At 62.1% G+C, this 19,166-nt stretch carries 16 protein-coding genes and 1 pseudogene; 9 read left to right on the forward strand and 8 right to left on the reverse strand.

What is annotated here, in order from left to right; all coding sequences use genetic code 11:
• The 3 genes from trpC to NKH13_RS31135 are packed head-to-tail and all read right to left on the reverse strand — an operon-like array spanning nucleotide 1 to nucleotide 3,717.
• Nucleotides 1-813: an indole-3-glycerol phosphate synthase TrpC gene (gene trpC / locus NKH13_RS31125; RefSeq protein WP_352721472.1), complete on the reverse strand. Its 813-nt coding sequence runs from the start codon at nucleotides 811-813 to the stop codon at nucleotides 1-3.
• A 4-nt stretch (nucleotides 814-817) separates the two neighbouring features.
• Nucleotides 818-1,828, reverse strand: coding sequence for an anthranilate phosphoribosyltransferase (trpD, locus tag NKH13_RS31130; RefSeq protein WP_352916658.1), 1,011 nt, complete (start codon nucleotides 1,826-1,828; stop codon nucleotides 818-820).
• On the reverse strand, nucleotides 1,825-3,717 hold the full coding sequence (locus NKH13_RS31135; protein ID WP_352721468.1) for a SurA N-terminal domain-containing protein: 1,893 nt from the start codon (nucleotides 3,715-3,717) through the stop codon (nucleotides 1,825-1,827). Before NKH13_RS31135 ends, trpD begins: the two co-directional genes overlap by 4 nt.
• Before the next feature lie 141 nt (nucleotides 3,718-3,858).
• Here NKH13_RS31135 and tpiA point away from each other — a divergent pair, with 141 nt between their 5' ends.
• The 5 genes from tpiA (at nucleotide 3,859) to NKH13_RS31160 (ending at nucleotide 8,883) form a co-directional block, all read left to right on the forward strand.
• A complete protein-coding gene (gene tpiA / locus NKH13_RS31140; protein ID WP_352721466.1) occupies nucleotides 3,859-4,626 on the forward strand; it encodes a triose-phosphate isomerase in 768 nt (255 codons plus the stop codon).
• 162 nt (nucleotides 4,627-4,788) lie between these two features.
• Complete coding sequence (secG, locus tag NKH13_RS31145) at nucleotides 4,789-5,235, forward strand: preprotein translocase subunit SecG (RefSeq protein WP_352466256.1); 447 nt, start codon at nucleotides 4,789-4,791, stop codon at nucleotides 5,233-5,235.
• Between the two features lie 199 nt (nucleotides 5,236-5,434).
• A complete protein-coding gene (locus NKH13_RS31150) occupies nucleotides 5,435-6,556 on the forward strand; it encodes a L,D-transpeptidase (protein WP_352721464.1) in 1,122 nt (373 codons plus the stop codon).
• Between the two features lie 147 nt (nucleotides 6,557-6,703).
• Entirely contained in the window at nucleotides 6,704-8,332 is a 1,629-nt protein-coding gene (gene pyrG / locus NKH13_RS31155) for a CTP synthase (protein ID WP_352448839.1), read from the forward strand.
• Nucleotides 8,333-8,343: 11 nt separating this feature from the next.
• A complete protein-coding gene (locus NKH13_RS31160) occupies nucleotides 8,344-8,883 on the forward strand; it encodes a DUF1697 domain-containing protein (RefSeq protein WP_352721462.1) in 540 nt (179 codons plus the stop codon).
• A gap of 30 nt (nucleotides 8,884-8,913) precedes the next feature.
• Here NKH13_RS31160 and NKH13_RS31165 read toward each other — a convergent pair.
• From NKH13_RS31165 to NKH13_RS31185, 5 genes and pseudogenes are all read right to left on the reverse strand, one after another.
• Nucleotides 8,914-10,370: pseudogene (locus NKH13_RS31165) on the reverse strand (NCS1 family nucleobase:cation symporter-1).
• A gap of 365 nt (nucleotides 10,371-10,735) precedes the next feature.
• Complete coding sequence (gene otsB, locus NKH13_RS31170) at nucleotides 10,736-11,497, reverse strand: trehalose-phosphatase (RefSeq protein ID WP_352721460.1); 762 nt, start codon at nucleotides 11,495-11,497, stop codon at nucleotides 10,736-10,738.
• Complete coding sequence (locus NKH13_RS31175) at nucleotides 11,494-13,275, reverse strand: alpha,alpha-trehalose-phosphate synthase (UDP-forming) (protein WP_352466252.1); 1,782 nt, start codon at nucleotides 13,273-13,275, stop codon at nucleotides 11,494-11,496. Before NKH13_RS31175 ends, otsB begins: the two co-directional genes overlap by 4 nt.
• A 179-nt stretch (nucleotides 13,276-13,454) precedes the next feature.
• Nucleotides 13,455-15,617 (reverse strand): amylo-alpha-1,6-glucosidase, encoded by a 2,163-nt coding sequence (locus NKH13_RS31180; protein ID WP_352721458.1) that lies wholly within the window; start codon nucleotides 15,615-15,617, stop codon nucleotides 13,455-13,457.
• Between the two features lie 47 nt (nucleotides 15,618-15,664).
• Nucleotides 15,665-16,726, reverse strand: coding sequence for a glycosyltransferase family 4 protein (locus tag NKH13_RS31185; RefSeq protein ID WP_352721457.1), 1,062 nt, complete (start codon nucleotides 16,724-16,726; stop codon nucleotides 15,665-15,667).
• Between the two features lie 255 nt (nucleotides 16,727-16,981).
• On the opposite strand from NKH13_RS31185, the gene NKH13_RS31190 reads away from it, so the two are divergent.
• The 4 genes from NKH13_RS31190 to NKH13_RS31205 all read left to right on the forward strand — a co-directional run bounded on the left by NKH13_RS31190 (nucleotide 16,982) and on the right by NKH13_RS31205 (nucleotide 18,920).
• Nucleotides 16,982-17,284: a DUF982 domain-containing protein gene (locus tag NKH13_RS31190; protein WP_352474284.1), complete on the forward strand. Its 303-nt coding sequence runs from the start codon at nucleotides 16,982-16,984 to the stop codon at nucleotides 17,282-17,284.
• A gap of 494 nt (nucleotides 17,285-17,778) precedes the next feature.
• Complete coding sequence (locus NKH13_RS31195) at nucleotides 17,779-17,946, forward strand: hypothetical protein (protein ID WP_352721455.1); 168 nt, start codon at nucleotides 17,779-17,781, stop codon at nucleotides 17,944-17,946.
• Nucleotides 17,947-18,209: 263 nt separating this feature from the next.
• Nucleotides 18,210-18,434: a hypothetical protein gene (locus tag NKH13_RS31200; protein ID WP_352721453.1), complete on the forward strand. Its 225-nt coding sequence runs from the start codon at nucleotides 18,210-18,212 to the stop codon at nucleotides 18,432-18,434.
• Between the two features lie 231 nt (nucleotides 18,435-18,665).
• Nucleotides 18,666-18,920 (forward strand): DUF6894 family protein, encoded by a 255-nt coding sequence (locus NKH13_RS31205; RefSeq protein ID WP_352721451.1) that lies wholly within the window; start codon nucleotides 18,666-18,668, stop codon nucleotides 18,918-18,920.
• Nucleotides 18,921-19,166: the final 246 nt, after the last annotated feature.

The following is a 19,166-nucleotide window of genomic DNA, read 5'->3' on the forward strand; positions in this document are numbered from 1 at the left end:
TCAGATCGCCTCTGCCGGGGCCTTGCCCGTCAAAAGCAGGCGCGTTGCAGCGGCCACGTCCTGCTGACGCATCAGGCTCTCACCAACCAGGAAAGTAGCGATGCCGCTCCGCTCCAGCCGGCGGCAATCGTCATGCGAAAAGATCCCGCTCTCACTGACCAGAAGGCGGCCGGCCGGCACCATCGCTACCAGCCGTTCCGAGGTCTCGAGGCTGGTTTCGAAGGTCCGGAGATTGCGGTTGTTGATGCCGATCAGCCGCGATGACAGCCGCAGCGCACGTTCCATTTCCGCCTCGTCATGCACTTCGACCAGCGCGTCCATGCCCAGCTCGAAAGCTGTCGCTTCGAGTTCTCTTGCCAGCGCGTCGTCGACGCTGGCCATGATGATCAGGATGGCATCGGCGCCCCAGGCCCTGGCCTCGTGGACCTGATAGGGGTCGAACAGGAAATCCTTGCGCAAGGCAGGCAGCTCGACGGCAGCGCGCGCAGTGGTGAGGAATTCGGGCGCCCCCTGGAAGGAGGGTGCGTCGGTCAGCACCGAAAGACAGGCGGCACCGCCTTCCGCATAGGCCCTGGCCAGCGCCGGCGGATCGAAATCGGCGCGGATCAGGCCTTTGGACGGGCTAGCCTTCTTGATTTCGGCAATCAGCGCGAACCTGCCGGATTTGCGCTTTGCCTCAAGGGCGGAAAGAAAGCCGCGCGGCGCGTCGGCATTCATCGCCCGTGCCTTGATCTCGGCAAACGGCACTTGCGCTTTGGCCGCCGCGATCTCGTCGCGCTTGTAAGCCTCGATCTTGCGCAGGATGTCGGACATAGTTTTAACCGTTCGAAATCTCGACCAGCCTGTCGAGCACTTTTAGCGCGCGGCCGCTGTCGATGGCCTGCGTTGCCGTCACCATGCCGTCGGCAAGTGTCGTCGCCTTGCCGGCCACCACCAGCCCGGCGCCGGCATTCATCAGCACCGTATCGCGAAAGGCGCCGGCGGCGCCGCCCAGCATGTCGCGCATTGCCTGGGCATTGTGGGCGGCGTCGCCGCCGCGCAACTCGTCCTTGGTGTGACGCGTCAGCCCGACTGCTTCAGGGGTCAGCGTAAAGCTGCGTATCTCGCCGCCGGCCAATTCGGCGACCTGCGTCTCGCCGGTGGTGGTGATCTCGTCATAGCCGTCGCCATGCACGACCCAGGCATGGTCAGCACCAAGCTCCTTCAACGTTTCTGCCACCGGCATGATCCATTCCGGCAGGAACACACCGACCATCTGCCGTCTGACACTGGCCGGATTGGAAAGCGGGCCCAGCAGGTTGAAGATGGTGCGGGTGCCGAGCTCGACCCGGGTCGGGCCGACATGCTTCATCGCCGGGTGATGCGCCGGTGCGAACATGAAGCCAACTCCGGCCTCGTGAATACAGCGGCCGATCGTCTCCGGAGGGATGTCGATCTTGACGCCCAATGCGACCAGCACATCGGCGGCGCCGGTCAGCGAGGACAGTCCGCGATTGCCGTGCTTGGCGACGGGCACGCCGCTGCCGGCGATGACGAAGGCGGATGCAGTCGAAATGTTGACGCTGTGCGAATTGTCGCCGCCGGTGCCGACAATGTCGATGGCGCCTTCGGGGGCTTCGACGCGCAGCATCTTGGCGCGCATGGTGGCGACGGCGCCGGCGATCTCGCTGACGGTCTCACCGCGCACGCGCAATGCCATCAGAAAGCCGCCGATCTGGCCGGGGGTGGCATCGCCGGACATGATGATGTCGAAGGCCTCGCGCGCCTCCTCGAACGAAAGAGCGCTGCCGGCGGCGACCTTGGCGATGTGGATCTTCAGCGCGCTCATCTGGCCAGGGCTTGGGTTACGGCCGTTTGATCGATGCGGACGTCATATTGCGTCTGCAACTGCGCCACCAACTGGTCGAGCAGGTCGTCGGACAAACCGGAGGTGAAGGATTTCTGCGCGTCCTGGGGTACTGAGCTGGCATCGGCCCCGGCAGGCTCGAACACCTCGGCAACCTTGAACAGGATCTGTCCGTCGCCCGTAGGCGAGGGGATCAGCCCGGTGCCGCCTTCGCCGACGCCGAACATCGCGGCGGCCCCTTCCTTGCCGAAATCGACGTCGTCAGCATCGCGCTTGACGCCGCGCTTGGTCTGCTTTTCGAGCTTGAGCTCACCGGCGATCACCTCGAGCGTGGCGCCGGCCTTGAGACGCTTCTCGAGCTCTTGTGCCTTTGCGGTAAGCCGTTTGGTGGTCTCCGCCGCGGTCCAGTCGGCCACGACCTTCTGGCGGACTTCGTCCAGCGTGCGGTCGCGGGCCGGCGTGATCGCGCTCACGTCGTAGAAGACGAAGCCGTTATCGGCGGTGGTGAGGCCTTCATTGTCGGTTCCGGGTTCGGATTCGAACACCGCCTTGATGAGTGCCGGCGATTCCGGCAGGTCTTTGACGATGCTTCCATCCGGCCGTTGGCCGGTGCGGTCGATGGCGTCGATGGTGACGACCTTCAGCTTCAATTTGGCAGCTGCCTCGGCGAGCGAACTGCCGGAGGCGCGCGTATCCTCGTAATTGTCGTGCACGTCCAGCAAGATGCGGCTTGCCTCGCCCAGTGCCAGATCCTTGCGGATCTGCTCGGATACTTCGGCCAGCGGCTTCACCACTTCCGGCTTGATCTCGGTGACGCGCAGCAGAACGGGGCCAAAGGCGCCTTGCACGACCGGGCTGACTTCATTGACGTTGAGCTTGAAGGCAGCATCGGCAACCGCCTTGTCGGCGATCTTGTCCTTGGCCAGCGTGCCGAGCAGCGTGTCGGCCGGCGTCTTGCCTTCGGCGGCGACGATCTTGTCGAAGGTCGCGCCGGTCCTGAGCGAATCGAGCGCCGCCTTTGCGGCATCAGGCGTCTTGAATACAAGCTGCTCGATGGTGCGCATCTCCGGCGTGGTGTAGCGCGCCTTGTTCTTGTTGTAGTCGTCGCTGACCTGTTGGTCGGTCACCGCGCTCAAATCCATGATGTCTTCCGGTTCGAGCCTGACATAGGAGAACTTACGGTATTCGGGCGCGGCGTAGGTCTTCTTGTTTTCCCCGAAATAGGCCGAAAGCACGCTGTCGGACGGCGCTTCTATCGGCTCGACAAGCGATTTCGGCAAGGTCAGGTAATCGATGGTGCGATCTTCGCCGCGATAGAGCGCGACCGCCTTGAAGAACGTATCCGGAGCCTTGAGGCCATCCGAAACCGCCTCGACGATCTGCTGGCGGACCGCGACCTGGGCGCGGTTCTTCAAATAGTCTTCCGGCCGCATGCCGATCTGCCGAAGCAGGTACTCGAAGGTTCTCCTGTCGAAGGTTCCGGCAGGCCCTTTGAACGCCGGGTCTTCACGCGTCAGTTCGGCGAGCCGGTCCTTGGACAGGCCGAGGCCGAGCTTGCGGGCCTGCTCGTCGAGGACGGCGCCCGACACGAGTTGCCCCAGCACCTGGTTGTCGATGCCGAGCGCCGTCGCCTGCTCACGGCTGATGCGCTGGCCGAATTGCTGCGACATGACGCTGAGCTGGCGATCGTGGGCGAGGCGGTATTCGTTGATCGAGACCTTGGTGCCTCCGGCCGTAATCACGGCGTCATGGCCGGCAAGACCGCCCATCAGCCGCCCCGAGATGCCCCAGATGGCGAAGCTCAACACCAACAATGACAGCAGCAGTTTCGCGACCCAGGTCCCCGCCGCACTTCTCAACATACCAAGCATGAGTACTTCCGATTTTTGCGCATTTCGCATGCGCCGAGTCTGAAACAAGCGCAATAGCGCCCTTCCTGCCCACTGTCGATTGCTTTGTGGCCTGATTTTGATAGTGAGGGCCAGCTGGAAATTGCCCGGAGAACAAATCCCATGACGCCTGGAATCCGCCCGCTCGTCGCTGGCAACTGGAAAATGAACGGCACCAGCGCCTCGCTCAACGAGCTCAGGATGATCGGCAACGGCTTCATGAGCGGGCTCGACGCAGAGACCGAAGCGGTGGTCTGCGTGCCGGCGACCTTGCTTGCGCACGCCGCCGAGATTCTGTCGCGCACGCCGGTGCGGGCCGGCGGAGAGGATTGCCACACCGAGGAAAGCGGCGCCTATACCGGCTGCATTTCGGCCGAGATGCTGAAGGATGCAGGTGCCAGCCATGTCATCGTCGGCCATTCCGAATGCCGCGCCGATCGCAAGGAAGACGATGCCATTGTGCAGGCCAAGGCCTCCGCTGCATGGCGCGCCGGGCTGGTGGCCATCATCTGCATTGGTGAGACAAGAGCCGAACGCGAAGCAGGAGCCACGCTCGACGTGCTGTCGCGCCAGGTCTCTGGCTCGGTCCCGCCAAACGCCACGGCGTCCAACACTGTAATTGCCTATGAGCCAATATGGGCGATCGGCACCGGCTTGACGCCGACTGCCGCCGACGTCGCCGAGGCACATGCCCATATCCGCGAAGAACTGGTGCGGAAGCTTGGCAATACGGCGGCCAAGATGCGCATTCTCTACGGCGGCTCGGTCAAGCCGTCCAACGCCGTCGAGCTGCTCGGCGTCAGGAATGTCGACGGCGCGCTGGTCGGCGGCGCCAGCCTGAAGGCAGCGGACTTCCTCGGCATCGCGGAAGCCTATCGAAACATCGCTTGATACCGGGACAGCTTGTTGGATTTGAGCGACGGCCGGCGCCGAAATCGTTGCAAAGGACGCATTGCTCCCCATATTCCGGCCACGGGCTTGGAAATGCCGTCAAAGCATTGTATTGAGCCGCCTCCAAATCAGCGGCCGCGCAAGGCCTTGCCAGGATAAATTATGGAAACCGTACTGATCGTCGTCCACCTCATGGTCGTGCTCGCGCTTGTCGGCGTGGTGCTGCTGCAGCGCTCCGAAGGCGGCGGCCTCGGCATCGGCGGCGGATCGGGCTTCATGACTGCGCGAGGCGCCGCCAATGCGCTGACGCGGGCGACGGCGATCCTGGCCGCGGCTTTCTTCGTCACTTCGCTGACACTGTCGATTGTCGCGCGCTATGGCGAGAAGCCGATCGACATTCTCGATCGCGTGCCGGCAACCTCGGACGGCAAGGGCGTACTCAACCAATTGCCCGGAACCACGACGCCGACGCCGCCTTCGGGCACCACGGCGCCGACCCCGCCGTCCGGCAATGGTGCGGCAACGACGCCGCCGGCAACCGCTCCGGCGACGCCGCCAGCGACAAACGGCGCCACAGCGCCGGCCACGCCGCAGGTCCCCAACCAGTAATCGGGCAACTTATGCCGCGATCTGTTGTCGTTTGAACACAGTCGCGGCAAATGCCGCACGATCAAGAAGATTCGACCGCGCCTCACGCTTGAGGCGCTTCCGGCTAATCGATTATACGTTGCACGCGGCATTCTCGGCGTCCTTGGGGGGCGCCGGGCGACGCCGTGGGCAACAAGCATTGAACGATCGGATCTTCCCCATGCAGCTTCGCAGCTTCATTTTTGCCGGCCTTTGTGCCGTGCTCAGCCTAGGTGCGCCCGCTTACGCGGCCATGCCGACGGCAAATTCGGCCCATAAAGCCGCAACAACAACCGACCTCGTCAACGTCGCTGCCAAAAGCGATGCGGCGCAATTGAAGCTTCTCAAAAAGAAGAAAGATCCGACGCCGGACGACCTTGCGCAGATTCGCAAGATCGAAGCCAAGATCGCAGCCGACAAGGAAGCCGCTCGCGCCAAGGCACTCGAAGCCAGGAAGCTGGCGATGCGCGAGGCGGCGAAAGCCAAAGCCGATGCGGAACGGCAGGCATTCCTTGCCAAGAAGAGCCAGCCGCTCGCGACGGCCAAGGTGGCTGACGCCACGCCGGCCAAGAAGAAGACCGTCAACATCATCGAACCGATTACGCCCATTGCGCCGATCCAGTCGGCCGAGCCGATCCCGGCCGAGGCCATGAACGTTGCGCTGACCGGCAACAATGGCGAGTTGCGCAGCGAACCGGTCGGGCAGAAGCCGCAGAGCGTCGGGCTGTTCGCGGGACTGTTCGGCGGCACATCCTCTTCGTCGATGTCGCTGCTTCCGGAAACACGCGCGCTCGACGCCGCGCTCGAAAGGAAACAGGCCAAGCGGCAGTTCAAGGTCAAGCCGGAATTCGTGCCGCAGGAGGTCGAATTCACCGGCTACAACCCCGGCACCATCGTAATCGATACCAGCGCCCGTCGTCTCTACCTCGTCGAATCATCGTCAACCGCCCGCCGTTATGCCATCGCGGTCGGCCGGGAAGGCCTGCAGTTCAAGGGTACGGTTGCCGTCGGCGACAAGCAGGAATGGCCGCGCTGGATTCCGACGCTGGATATGCAAAAGCGCGAACCCAAGCACTATGGGCAATACAAGGACGGCATGCCCGGCGGCGGCGACAATCCGCTCGGTGCGCGCGCCATCTATCTCTACGACGGCAAGAAAGATACTCACCTGCGCATTCACGGCACCATTGCGCCGCAGTCGATCGGAACCAGCGCCTCCAATGGCTGCTTCCGCATGATCAACGAGCACGTCATGGACCTTTACCGCCGGGTGAAAGTAGGCACCAAAGTCGTCATCATCTGACGCTTTGACAGATCGTGCCAAAATGGCCGGCCTCGCCGGCCCTTTTGTTTTGATACGCCAACGACCAGAGCGCCTTCTTGGGAAAAAGCCTTCGCGGCGGTTTTTTCTCTGGCGGAATCAATTCAGCCGCGTTAAGCGATGACTCCCATGGCGCGATATGTATTCATCACAGGCGGCGTGGTTTCCTCACTTGGAAAAGGCATTGCTGCAGCGGCCCTTGGGGCTCTCTTGCAGGCGCGGGGCTATCGCGCACGCATCAAAAAGCTCGATCCCTATCTCAACGTCGATCCCGGCACGATGTCGCCCTACCAGCACGGCGAAGTCTTCGTGACCGATGATGGGGCCGAGACCGATCTCGATCTTGGCCATTATGAGCGCTTCACAGGCCGCTCGGCCAACCAGCAGGACAACATCACCACCGGCCGCATCTATAAGAACATCATCGAGCGCGAGCGGCGCGGCGACTATCTCGGCGCCACCGTGCAGGTCATTCCGCACGTCACCGACGAGATCAAGAACTTCGTTCTCAACGGCAATGACGACTACGATTTCGTGCTGTGCGAGATCGGCGGCACCGTCGGCGACATCGAAGCGATGCCGTTCCTGGAGGCGATCCGCCAGCTCGGCAACGACCTGCCGCGCAACAACGCCGTCTACGTCCACCTGACCTTGATGCCTTACATTCCGACAGCGGGCGAACTGAAGACCAAGCCGACGCAGCATTCGGTCAAGGAGTTGCGCGGCATCGGCATTGCACCCGACATACTGCTGGTCCGCGCCGACCGGCCGATCCCCAAGGAAGAGCGCAGAAAGCTGTCGCTGTTCTGCAATGTCCGCGAAAGCGCCGTCATCCAGGCGCTCGACGTGCCGCATATCTACGACGTGCCGATGGCCTATCACAACGAAGGGCTCGACTCGGAAGTTCTGGCCGCCTTCGGCATCGATCCGGCGCCGAAGCCGCGCATGGAACGGTGGCAAGCGGTATCCAACCGCATCCACAATCCGGAAGGCGAAGTGACCATTGCCGTCGTCGGCAAATATACCGGCCTCAAGGACGCCTACAAATCGCTGATCGAGGCGCTGTCGCATGGCGGCCTCGCCAACCGGGTCAAGGTCAAGCTCGATTGGATCGAAAGCGAGATATTCGAGAAGGAAGACCCGGCGCCGTGGCTGGAGAAGGTCCATGGCATTCTCGTCCCCGGCGGTTTTGGCGAGCGCGGCTCGGAGGGCAAGATCCTGGCGGCGAAGTTCGCGCGCGAGCGCAAGGTGCCGTATTTCGGCATCTGCTTCGGCATGCAGATGGCCTGCATCGAGGCAGCGCGTTCGCTGGCCGGCGTCGAGCACGCATCATCGACCGAGTTCGGTCCAACCGAGGAGCCGGTCGTCGGCTTGATGACCGAATGGCTGAAGGGCAACATGCTGGAAAAGCGCAGGGAAACCGGCGACCTCGGCGGTACCATGCGGCTCGGTGCCTACCAGGCCGACCTCGCCAAGGGATCGAAGATCGCCGAGATCTATGGCGATACGCAGATTTCCGAACGCCATCGCCACCGCTACGAGGTCAATGTCGACTACAAGGAGCGGCTCGAGGATTGCGGCCTGGTGTTTGCCGGCATGTCGCCGGACGGCGTGCTACCGGAAACGGTCGAATATCCCGACCACCCCTGGTTCATCGGCGTGCAGTACCATCCCGAGTTGAAAAGCCGGCCGCTCGATCCGCACCCGCTGTTTGCCAGCTTCATCGAAGCGGCGGTAGAGCAGTCGCGGCTGGTCTAGACTAGCCGCCCATGCAAACTTACGTCGCGCTGCTCTACAGCATTGTCCTGGGCGAGGGGCGGCGGGTCGTCATGTCCGATCTCAAGGCGATGGCCGAAGGCCTGGGGCTGAACAACCCGCGCACGCTGGTAGCGAGCGGCAATCTGGTTTTTGAGGCGCAAGAAACAGGACTCGCGGCGTTGGAGCAGCGGCTGGAGGCGGCGTTCGCAAAGACTTTCGGCCGCCACGTCGACATCATCGTGCGCCGCGCCGACGGCTGGCTGAGGCTGGCGGCAGGCAATCCATTCCCAGCCGAATCGGCCGAGGCCGCGGACCAGGTGGCGGTGCGCGTGATGCGGGCGCCCGTTCCCGCCGGCGCCGCTACGGCGCTTGAGGCCTATGTCGGCAAGGGCGAGAAGCTGCGGATTGTCGGCGGCGACATCTGGATCGTCTTTTCCCGCGAGATGCCGAGTTCGCGGCTGCTTGCGGCGGTGAGCCACAAACGTCTCGGCATCGGCACCTCACGCAACTGGAATACAGTGCTCCGCCTTGCCGAGATAGTCGCAGAATAAACGGGGTGGCTCGCGCCGCCCCTAGTCCGTTCAGGCCTTGGCTATCCTGGCTCCGGCACCGAGTGCCATCGTGCGCAGCACGTAATAGATGACGCCGGCAATTGCCACTCCGAAGAACCAGCCATAGACGCCCCACCATGACGGCAGCAGGCTGGTGAAGTTGGGCAGGATCGAGGAGAAGACCGCGCCGATACCGGCGGCGATGAAGGCATTGACATGCCAGCCGCCCTGAAAGCGGAATTCGCCATTCTCCCTGTAGAGCGCCTCGACGTCGACCTCGCCCTTCCGGATCAGGTAGTAGTCGACCATCATCACGCCGAAGATCGGCCCCATCGTCGCGCCAATGATGTTGACGAAGGAGGCAGCACTGCCTTCCCAGGGCGCGAAAGGATAAAGCACAAGCGCGATCAGCGCCGCGATGTAGCCGCCCTTCTTGAAGTCGATCTGGCGTGGAAAGACATTGGAGAAGTCGAAAGCCGGCGACACGAAGTTCGCCACCACATTGATGCCGAGCGTCGCCACCGCAAACGTCAGGGCTGCGAGTGCCGCCAGGAACCAGCTGTCGAACTTCGCCGAGATCTGGTCGGGATGCAGCAGCACCTCGCCATAGACGTCGAAGGCGGCGATCGTGGTGACGCCGGCGACCAGCGAGAACAGAATGAGGTTGACCGGCAGGCCCCAGATGTTGCCCTTGCGCAGCGATGCCTTGTCCGGGGCGTAGCGCGCGAAATCGCAGAAGTTGAGATAGAGCGCGGAGAAATAGGTCACCCAGATCGCCGCCACCGCAAACAGCGAGGTCCAGGAGCCCGGCGTGCCCGGCACCCCCGCGTCCTTTGTCTTTTCCAGCAGCACATCCATCGGGATGTCGCTGGTGAAGGCGAAGGTGCCTGCCTTGATGCAAAGATAGATCGCCAGGATCAGCATCATCACCCACACCGCCGGTCCGGCCCAATCCTGGAAGCGGCGCACCGTTTCCATGCCCTTCTGGATGATCAGGAGCTGCAGCGCCCAAATGACGACGAAGCAGATCACCTCGAGCCCGGAGTGGCCAAGGAAATGTGTGCTCTGGTTGAAGTCGGCGAACCATTGCGAGCGGATCAGCAGGGCTACGATCGCGCCGGAGGCCGCCGCCGTCTGCGCGCCGTACCAAAAGCAGGCGACGATGGCGCGCACCAGCGCCGGTATGTTGGCGCCCCAGATGCCGAAGGAAGCACGCGCCAGGACAGGGTAGGGCACCCCGGTCTTCACGCCGGCATAGCGACCATGTTCATCAACGCATAGATGATCAGCGAACCGATACCGATGGCGATGATGAAGTTGACGAAGCCGCCGCAAAACAGGAACAGGCTGGCCGCGAGGTAGTAGCCCCACAGGCTGTGGACGTCCGACGTCCAGACGTTGAAGATCGAGAACGGTCCCCAGTTTCGAACCTTCGCCGGAGCGAGATCCTCATTGTACAGGTCCGGTGATGCGCCTTGTATGGTCATTGCAATGTCCTCCCCTTGTTACGACCCCGCGCCTCCACGCATTGCACGCAGGTTAAGCCTGACGCTGGGGAACCGGCAAGCAGACGATTTGCCGGCTTTGGGCTTAAAGACATTCAATGAGAAACGCGCTTATCGGCGACGCCATGTTCATCGCCGAGTTTTGCCGCGATGGCGATTCGGATGGTGATATTGATCGCTTGTCAGCGGCTCAGGGGATCTGCTTCGAGGAAAGCGCGGGCAAATCCGGGTTGCGCCGCTTCTATTGTTCCATCGGGCAATTTCAAAAGCCTCGACATGGCCGCACGAATGGATCGCCGCATTCACATGGTGGACGGGAAGATCAGCTGAACCGGACCAAGGCGCGATCAGGACACCGCCGACGTCTCGAAACTGGCCTCGAGCCAGGCTACTGCGCCGGTCACGTCGTCGAGGGCATAGGTTGCGGCCGTCGGTCCGTTCGGCTTCACGCGGATGGAGATGCCGCCAATTTCGTTGATCGCCTCGAAACCGTGTTCGTCCGATGTATCGTCTCCGAGGAATATCGGCCGCCGGCCGATAAAGGGCGGAATGTCCATAAAACGCCGGATGGCAGCACCTTTGACGGCTTCCAAAGGCATGAGCTCGACGCCGGCGTTTCCCGGAAGCACCCGATAACCCTTCGGAAGCCGGGCCAATGCCTGTTCGACCAGCTGGATTGCGGGCGCAAGCAATTGCGGTGCTGCTCTTGTATGAACGGCAAGGACCGGCCCCTTGCGCTCGACATAGACCTTGCCGCTGCCCAGTTCGGCCTCGATCTCGTCGGCAAGGGCGGCGATGTCGGCCGGCGCGTCGGCGGCATCGATCGGACCGGTCGGCGTCAGCCGGTGCTCCAGCCCATACAGTCCGGCGATCCGCAGCTTCAGCGGATGGAACAGCTTGTCCACGGCGGGGATCGATCGGCCGGTGATGAAGGCGACCGCACCATCCAGCCTCCGCTCGATGTGTCCAAGCAGGTTGCGCAATTCCTCGCCGACGAACACCGCGTCGGGATGGGCAGCGTGTTCCAGCAGGGTTCCGTCGATGTCGAGGAAGAGCGCCCATTGCCCTGCCGGCAGGTTCAACGCCGGCGGTTGTTCAAAGCTTTTCACGATGCTGCCTTCCGTGCCCGCTCGAACATCGAGATGACGTTGTTGGTGTTCGATGGCGGGCGCTCGCCGGTTCCGGTCACCCTGTCGAGATCGCCGCGTTTGCGCAGGCGCGCGGCATCCAGCAGCATGCTGCCGGCCCAGCGGTAGACGTTGTTGTCGCGGACCATCTCGCGCATCGGCCGCAAACGCTCGCGCTGCTCATCCGGCGTCATCGTCAGCGCCTGCAACAGCGCCTCGCTCATCATGGCCGCATCGTAGGGGTTGACGATCAGTGCTTCCAGCAATTCGCGCGAGGCGCCGGCAAAGGTGCTGAGCAAAAGCACGCCCTGTTCGTCGTCGCGCGCCGCGACGAATTCCTTGGCGACAAGGTTCATGCCGTCATGCAGGCTGGTGACCATGCAGATGTCGGCGGCGCGATAGACCTCGTAGACCTGCTCCTGCCGATGATGTTCGGCGACCATCAGGATAGGGCTGTATGTCTCGCTGCCATATCGCCGGTTGAGCTCCTCGGCACAGCGACGGCATTCGTCATGGAGTTGCTGGTAGGCGGGCAATGTCCCTCGGCTCGGCGCGGCGATCTGCAGGAAAACCACCTTACCTATCCATTCGGGATATCTCGTGAACAATTCGTCCAAGGCATGAAAGCGATCGAGAATGCCTTTCGTGTAGTCGAGGCGCTCGACGCCAACGCAAAGTTTGGTATCCGCAGACAGGCCGAATCTGTCGCGTACGCTGGCGCGGCACTCCTCCACAGACGGCAGTTTTGCCAGCAATTGGGCCGGCCATTCTATGGAAATGGGATAGGCGTGGACCAATGTGGTCTGCCCACCATAGGAGATTGCCGCGTCTGCCCGTTCGATCCGGCTCTCCAGAAAGCGGTCGACACTTTCGGTGAAGTTGTTGGCATGGAATTGGGTATGAAAGCCGATGATCGAACTGCCGAGCAGTCCTTCCAGGATCCGCTCACGCCACGGACAGATGCTGAACACTTCCGAATTGGGCCACGGGATATGCCAGAAGGTGATGACTATCGCGTCCGGCAGGCGCTGGCGAATCATGCGCGGCAGCAGCGCAAAATGGTAGTCCTGCACCAGCACGATCGGCCGTTCGTTGCGGGCTTCGGCAACCACCGTATCGGCGAATTTGCGGTTGACGGCCTCGTAGGCGTCCCAGTCCGAGGCGCGAAACACGGGGCGGGTGAAGGCGATATGGCAAAGCGGCCATAGGCCCTCATTGGCGAAGCCCAGATAGTAGCCCTGATATTCCTCCTCCGTCAGCCAGACCCTGCGCAGCGTGTAGGACGGATTGCCTGGCGGCACCTGCACCCGGTCGTCCTTGTCGACGGTGAGGCGGTCTGCCGTGCCGCCGCCATAGGCGATCCAGGTGCCGGCACAGGCGCGGGTGATGGGCTCGAGTGCCGAAACCAGCCCGCTGGCCGGCACCAAAAGTTGCACCCCGTCATCCTTGATGTTGTGGATGTAGGGTTCGCGGTTGGACACCACGATGACCTGTGCGTCCGGCAGGTCGTCGGCCAGGATCTTGCGCAAAGTGTCGGGCGACCACGTGACCAGTGCCGCGTCGGCCGACTGGCCGTTCTTTTCGAACTCGCGCAGCACCTTGCGTGCCGCTTCCGACGCGACATCCTCGCTCGGCGTGTATGCGGCCGCCGTTGCGCGGCCGCGACGCTGGCGGGATATCGATAGGAGAATGGCAAAAGCGGAAAAGCCAAAACTTGCGATCAGCAAAACCCAGAGCAGGTTTACAGTATAATCTGACATGGAATGTGATCTCGCCTCCGGCCAGCTGATAGCCGTTTTTTATTTGTTTTTCTGGTTCGCGGCCGTGTGACAACGACAGCGTTCCCCAGCCGCCCATTTTTGCAACGCACAAAGAGGCTATCGGTTCCGGACGATTGCAATGCCGCGCGTCATTTTCGATGCGCCGCAGCGCGGCGGCATCAAGTGCGCACGATGAGCGGCACCATCCCCTCATACCGATCGGCGAGAAAGGCGACGACCCGGTCGCCGACACGCTGGAATGTGAGGTCGACCACTGTCGAGCCGACACCCAGATGCCGCAATGTCAGCGTGTCGATGCCGATCGGCAGCCTTGGGCGGGTGACCCGGATTTCGCTGTTCCAGCCGTCGATTTCGAGCCCAAGGCAGGCCTGCATCAGCATGAAGGCCGATCCCGCTGACCAGGCTTGCGGCAGGCACGCGACGGGATAGGCGATCGGCGCTTCGCCCGGCGACCGGGTAAAGCCGCAGAACAGTTCCGGCAGCCGCATGTTGAAATGGACAGCCGATTCGAACGTGCCGCTCATCAGCCGGACCACGCTGTCGCGCACGCCATAACGTGCCAAGCCGGCACCGCACATGGCGGTGTCGTGCGGCCAGATCGAACCATTGTGGTAGGACATCGGGTTGAAGAATATCGCATCGTCGGCCAGCGTCCTCACTCCCCAACCAGAGTGGAACGACGCGGAGAGCAGCTGATCGGCGACCATTTGCGCCCGTTCCGGCTCGGGCAGCCCGACGAAGAGAAGATGGCCGGCATTCGACGTCCGTACCTTGCAGAGCTCGCCTGCACCATCGATCGCCAGTGCATAGAAATTGAGATCGTCCATCCAGAAATGGCGTTCCACCGCGGCGCGCATGGTTTCGGCGCGTTCCTCCCAATGATCGGCCTTGTCGTCCTCGCCGCGGCGGCGGGCGAGCGCTGCCAGCCCACGGAACGCGGCAAAGACGTAGCCTTGCACCTCGACCAGGGCGATCGGCCCCTTGGGCATGCGGCCATCGGCATGGAAGACGGAATCGAAACTGTCCTTCCAGCCCTGGTTGGCGAGGCCGGTCTCGGCGCCGCGCTGGTAGGTAACGAAGCCGGTCGCGCGGCTTGTCTCCTCCGTCCATTCGGCCGCTGCACAGAGCGATGGCCACAGACTGTCGACGAATGCCATGTCGCCGGTACGATCCGCATAGGCGCAAGCGAGATGAATGTAGAGCGGCGTGGTATCGACGCCGCCGTAATAGCGGCCGAACGGGAGCTCCCGCAGCGCCGCCATCTCGCCCTTGCGGGTCTCGTGCATGATCTTGCCCGGCTGCGAATCGCTGAACGGCGACGTTTCGGTTGCCTGATGCTGGGCGAGAAAGGCGAGTACGCCGCGCGCCAGCCCAGGATTCAACCACAGCATCTGCAGTGCGGAAATCACCCCGTCACGGCCAAACGCCGTCGAGAACCAGGGTATGCCGGCATAGGGGTAAGGTCCGGTTGCAAGCTCGGTGGTCAGCAACGCCACGTCCGCGCGCGCGCGTTCGATCCAGTCGTTGAAGACGCGGCCGGAGCTGTGCACCGTCGCGCCGTGGCGGCGTTTGGCGCGCATGCCGAAGCGAGCGCGGGCGGCGGCAGCCCGAAAACGGTCGCGGTCGGGTGTCTCCGCCACTTCCGGGCCGACCTCGATATAGAGGACCTCGCTGCTGCGCTTCGTCACCGCAACCAGGAAATCCGCACGGCTGGCGGTCAAATTGTCCGGCGCCCGCGAGAACGAGATTGCCGACAGGCGCACGAGCTGGTCTAGCCCGTCATATCGAAGCACCACGGATGTCGGACTGGTCTCGGCGGCGTGGGCTATTCCGCGCTTGAGCCGGGTCGAACCGCGCACCTCGAACATGTCACGGAAATCTGCTGCGAAATGCAACGAAACCCGAATGGCCGACGATTCCTGGCTGTAGTTGGAAAGGGTGATGCGCTCGAACAGCCGGTCCTGCCAAAGCAGCCTGACGCGTTCTATGTGGATCGCGCCTTGCGGAATGTCGCGACCACCGACACTCTGGATCGGCAGATTGGTCAAGTTCGAGGTGAAAAGCACATTGTCCTGGCTGAGCGATGCGCCCAGCAGCGACATTTGCCGGCCACCGACCGTCAGCCGGAATTCCGAAAGCACACGCGTGTCGTCTCGGAAAAAGCCGTCGCCGGCGCCGCGGATGTCGCCATAGGCGTCGGCCACCGCGAAGCAGTCGCCTTGCTTGAGGGCGAACAGCCGGTGCGGCTCCCGGGGCGCAACCTCGTCGAGGGAGGCAAGGGCTACGGCGGGATCAAGCTTACGCTCGTCGAGTTGATTCATACGTCACAAGCTCTGTCGTTTCCTTCCAATGTCCACAATGACGCCGATCAGGATGCTCTCGCTTCACCGGGAGCGCCGATCAGGCGCGTATAGGCAGCCACATAGTCGTGGGCCATTCTCGTGGCAGAAAAACGGTTTTCGAATACGGCTCTCACCTGTCGCCTGTCGAGGCGCAGCAATTCCGGTATCGAGGCGACCGCAGCATCGACTGAATCGACAAGGAAACCGGTCACGCCGTGGTCGATGATCTCCGGCAGGGCACCGCATTTCCAGGCGATTACCGGCGTGCCGCAGGCCATAGCCTCTATCGCGGCAAGACCGAACGGCTCCGGCCAATCGATTGGAAACAGCAGGCCGGCCGCCTTGCCGAGGAATTCCGCTTTTCTGTCCTCTTCGATCTCGCCGACATAGTCGACACGGTCGCCGTCGATCAGCGGCTCGACCGTGTCGTGGAAAAAGGCGCGGTCGTCATCGCCGATCTTTGCCGCAAGCTTCAGTTTCAGCCCGGAGCGCAAGGCGATCTCGATGGCACGGTCCGGGCGCTTGTCGCGCGACAGCCGGCCCAGAAAGGCCAGATACGGCTCGTCCGCATCCGTCTCGAAAGTCGACTCGTACATATTGATCGGCAGCCCGTGATGGATGGTCGCCAGCCAATTGGCCTTGGCCAGCCCGGTTCTCTGGCTGCGGGAAATCGAGATCATCGGAAAACGCGGAAAATGTTCGTAGGCCGGGGCCAGGTCGACATAGTCGAGCCTGCCATGCGGTGTCGTCACCGTCCGGTCGGGCATGTGTTCGAAGAAAGGAAAATGCAGGAAGTGGCTGAGATGGAAATGGATGATGTCGAACTGTTGCGCTCGGTTCCTCACCTCTGCGAGCATCGAGAGATGCGCTGCGGTTTCGGATTTGTGCGGGCGCGGATCGAGACGGAGCGCGCGCTCGCGACACGCCACCAATTTCGCCGATGTCTTGGTATCGCCGCTGGCGAACAGGGTCACGTCATGGCCAAGCTCGACCAATCCCTCGGTCAGATAGGAGACGATGCGCTCCGTCCCTCCATAGAACCGGGGTGGCACGGATTCATGGAGCGGCGCCACATGGGCTATTCTCATGTTTTGGCATTTCCCTCAAAAAGACTGCTCGTGGCATCGAAATGCATCAGCCGCGCTAACGTTCCCGTACAATGGCGAGATGTCACCCAATTGGGGCAAGATGTCAGGCAATTGGGGCTGCCTGGCGCTTCCACCGCTGCTCGTCTGGTCCGGCCAACATTTTTCAGGCCAAGCCCTCCTTGGCCGGGAACCAAAGCCCGGTTCGCGAGTTTAGTGGGGTTCGATCGCACGCATCCGGTCGACGGGGAGGAAATGATGGACCGCTTGCAATTCTTTTCGCCCGTGCGGATTTTGCGCGGACAGGGACAGCCTGTGGAGGAGATCGACAGCGTTGCCGAAGCAATGGCATTCTTGCGAAAATGGCCGGCTGGGCGGCGCGGGCCGGTTTACCAATGTGCGGTGAATTGCTGCGCAGCGGCCATGGCCGGCCGGATGTCGGCCGAGGAAGCGCGAAAGGCTTTTGCCGGCTTCGCCCGGATCACCCGCCTGCTCGAGGGCGATAGGCCGTTGCCGATGAGCGGCGAGGATCGGCATCGCGATCACGCGTTGAGGCGATAGGCGCCAACTGCTGCAGATCGTCAGATGAAGGATGGCATTCAGCCGGAGCGCCCGATCGGCGACCGACGCGCTTTCGCTTACATTTTCGCAGGTGCATTTGCGCTGATATTTGGTGCCGAAGGCACTGCGTTCATTGCTCGCCTTCTGGCAGACCAACCTATGGCAAATCAAAGTCGCTTCGGTTGCCTCGGGGGTCAGGCCCGTGATGACTATTGCGGTTGTCGTGGCCGCCATGCCCATGATCGTGAACCGGAGTAAATTCCGAAAATTTTGCATAGATACCTCGCTTTCTGACGCCTCGCTTCTCGGGCTCGCGCCCAAGCTTCCTCGTTGTCGAGTGGGTGTTTGCGACAAGGCCGCATACGGATCGCTTACGCCTCAGCGGTCGGGGCTCAGGGGCGGCATAAAAAGTTGGACGAAGCGCAGACAATGGTGCCGCATTGCGGTATTTCGATCAGAAAAAGGCAAAAGCTGCACTTTTGGGGGAATGGATAATGTCGAAACGGCTTAGACTGGTGCTGGGAACGGCCGGCGCAATTGCCGTCGCCATTGTCTGGGGGATCGTCGCCACGTCGATGGGGGTGCCATCGATTCTGATCACCGTAGGAGCGGTCGCGATCGGCGCGGGCATCTACAGCTATCTCGATCGAAGCCGAAGCTGATCCGGTATCAGGCTACGGGCATAGCGCAAAAATCCCACGGTCGCAGACTGTCTGCGGCAATGCTCAGTGTACGAAAATTACCAACGACAGCGTTCTATGGAACGAGTGCCCTGCCGAAGCTATTGTGGTGGCGGTCCGAGACACCCCCGCCTCGGGCCATTGGCTCACCCATACGAGTGGTCCGCTGCTACCCAATGGCACCGGGCCTTCACCCGGAGGACGGACCCCGGAAGACGGACATTGTGCCGAATCGAGGGAGAACGATGGTCGTTGACGAGATTGCAGCGCGGCGCCTGAAAATTCTCATCGAGCAATATATGGAGACCAGGAAGAGGCGCCACGATGTGGTTTCTACCGCAGCGGCTGAGATCGCGATCAGGGCTGTCATGCCGAATTGCCCGGTCTCCGGAAAAGCCCTGGACGACATGATTGCGGTATGTGCGTTTGAACATGGGCTGGGGGTGCTGTTCGATCGACCTGACGCATGAAGGCCTAAACGCCATGAATCCCAACACCAAAATCGCACGGTGCTGTCGTGCACAAATCCGACGCTGTTCCTGAGGCGCTCGCGACTAAAGCGCGTCGCGTCGATCAGCCTCGTGCGACGCGCCTTAGGTTCTTGTTTTTATGCATGTCGTTGTCGCAAAACCGCTGCACACTTTTTGCGCGACATGCATTAGAGAAACCGACCAAAGAGAAACCGACCAACCGGAGCAGCCATGCCGAGATATTTTTTCCATTTCCGAAACAATGAGGGCCGCTTGACGGAAGATTTCGAGGGTCAGGAGTTGGACGGTTTGTCCGCGGCACAGGATAACGCCATGGCTTCGGCCAAGGAAATCCTGGCCGAGGGCCTGCTCAGCGGCAACCCGGTCCTGACAGGCCTTTCATTCGAAATCTGCGACGAGAACCGGAAACTGCTTTTCCGATTTCCCTTCTCGGAAGCTGCCGAAAAGGCTGGCGCTCGACCGTGATTCGCCAAAAGCCCGGCAATGCGGGCGAGCTTTGATCGAGCCTGGCTGAAAAACCGCATGTCGCGGCAAGACGGTCGTTGGTGCAAATCAGCACCATAGGCAAATTAGTAGCATAGCTGCCGGCACAAAGCAAGAACAAACATGGCTTGCTTTACCGAAAAGGCGTGCGTTTCAGGAACTCGAGGGCAGGCCCGGGTAGGGGGCGCCAAGCGACATTGCGATTTCCAACCGATGTGTCGATTTGTC

Origin of the sequence: Mesorhizobium sp. M1348 (assembly GCF_040317925.1) — a bacterium.
In the GTDB taxonomy this organism is placed as follows: domain Bacteria; phylum Pseudomonadota; class Alphaproteobacteria; order Rhizobiales; family Rhizobiaceae; genus Mesorhizobium.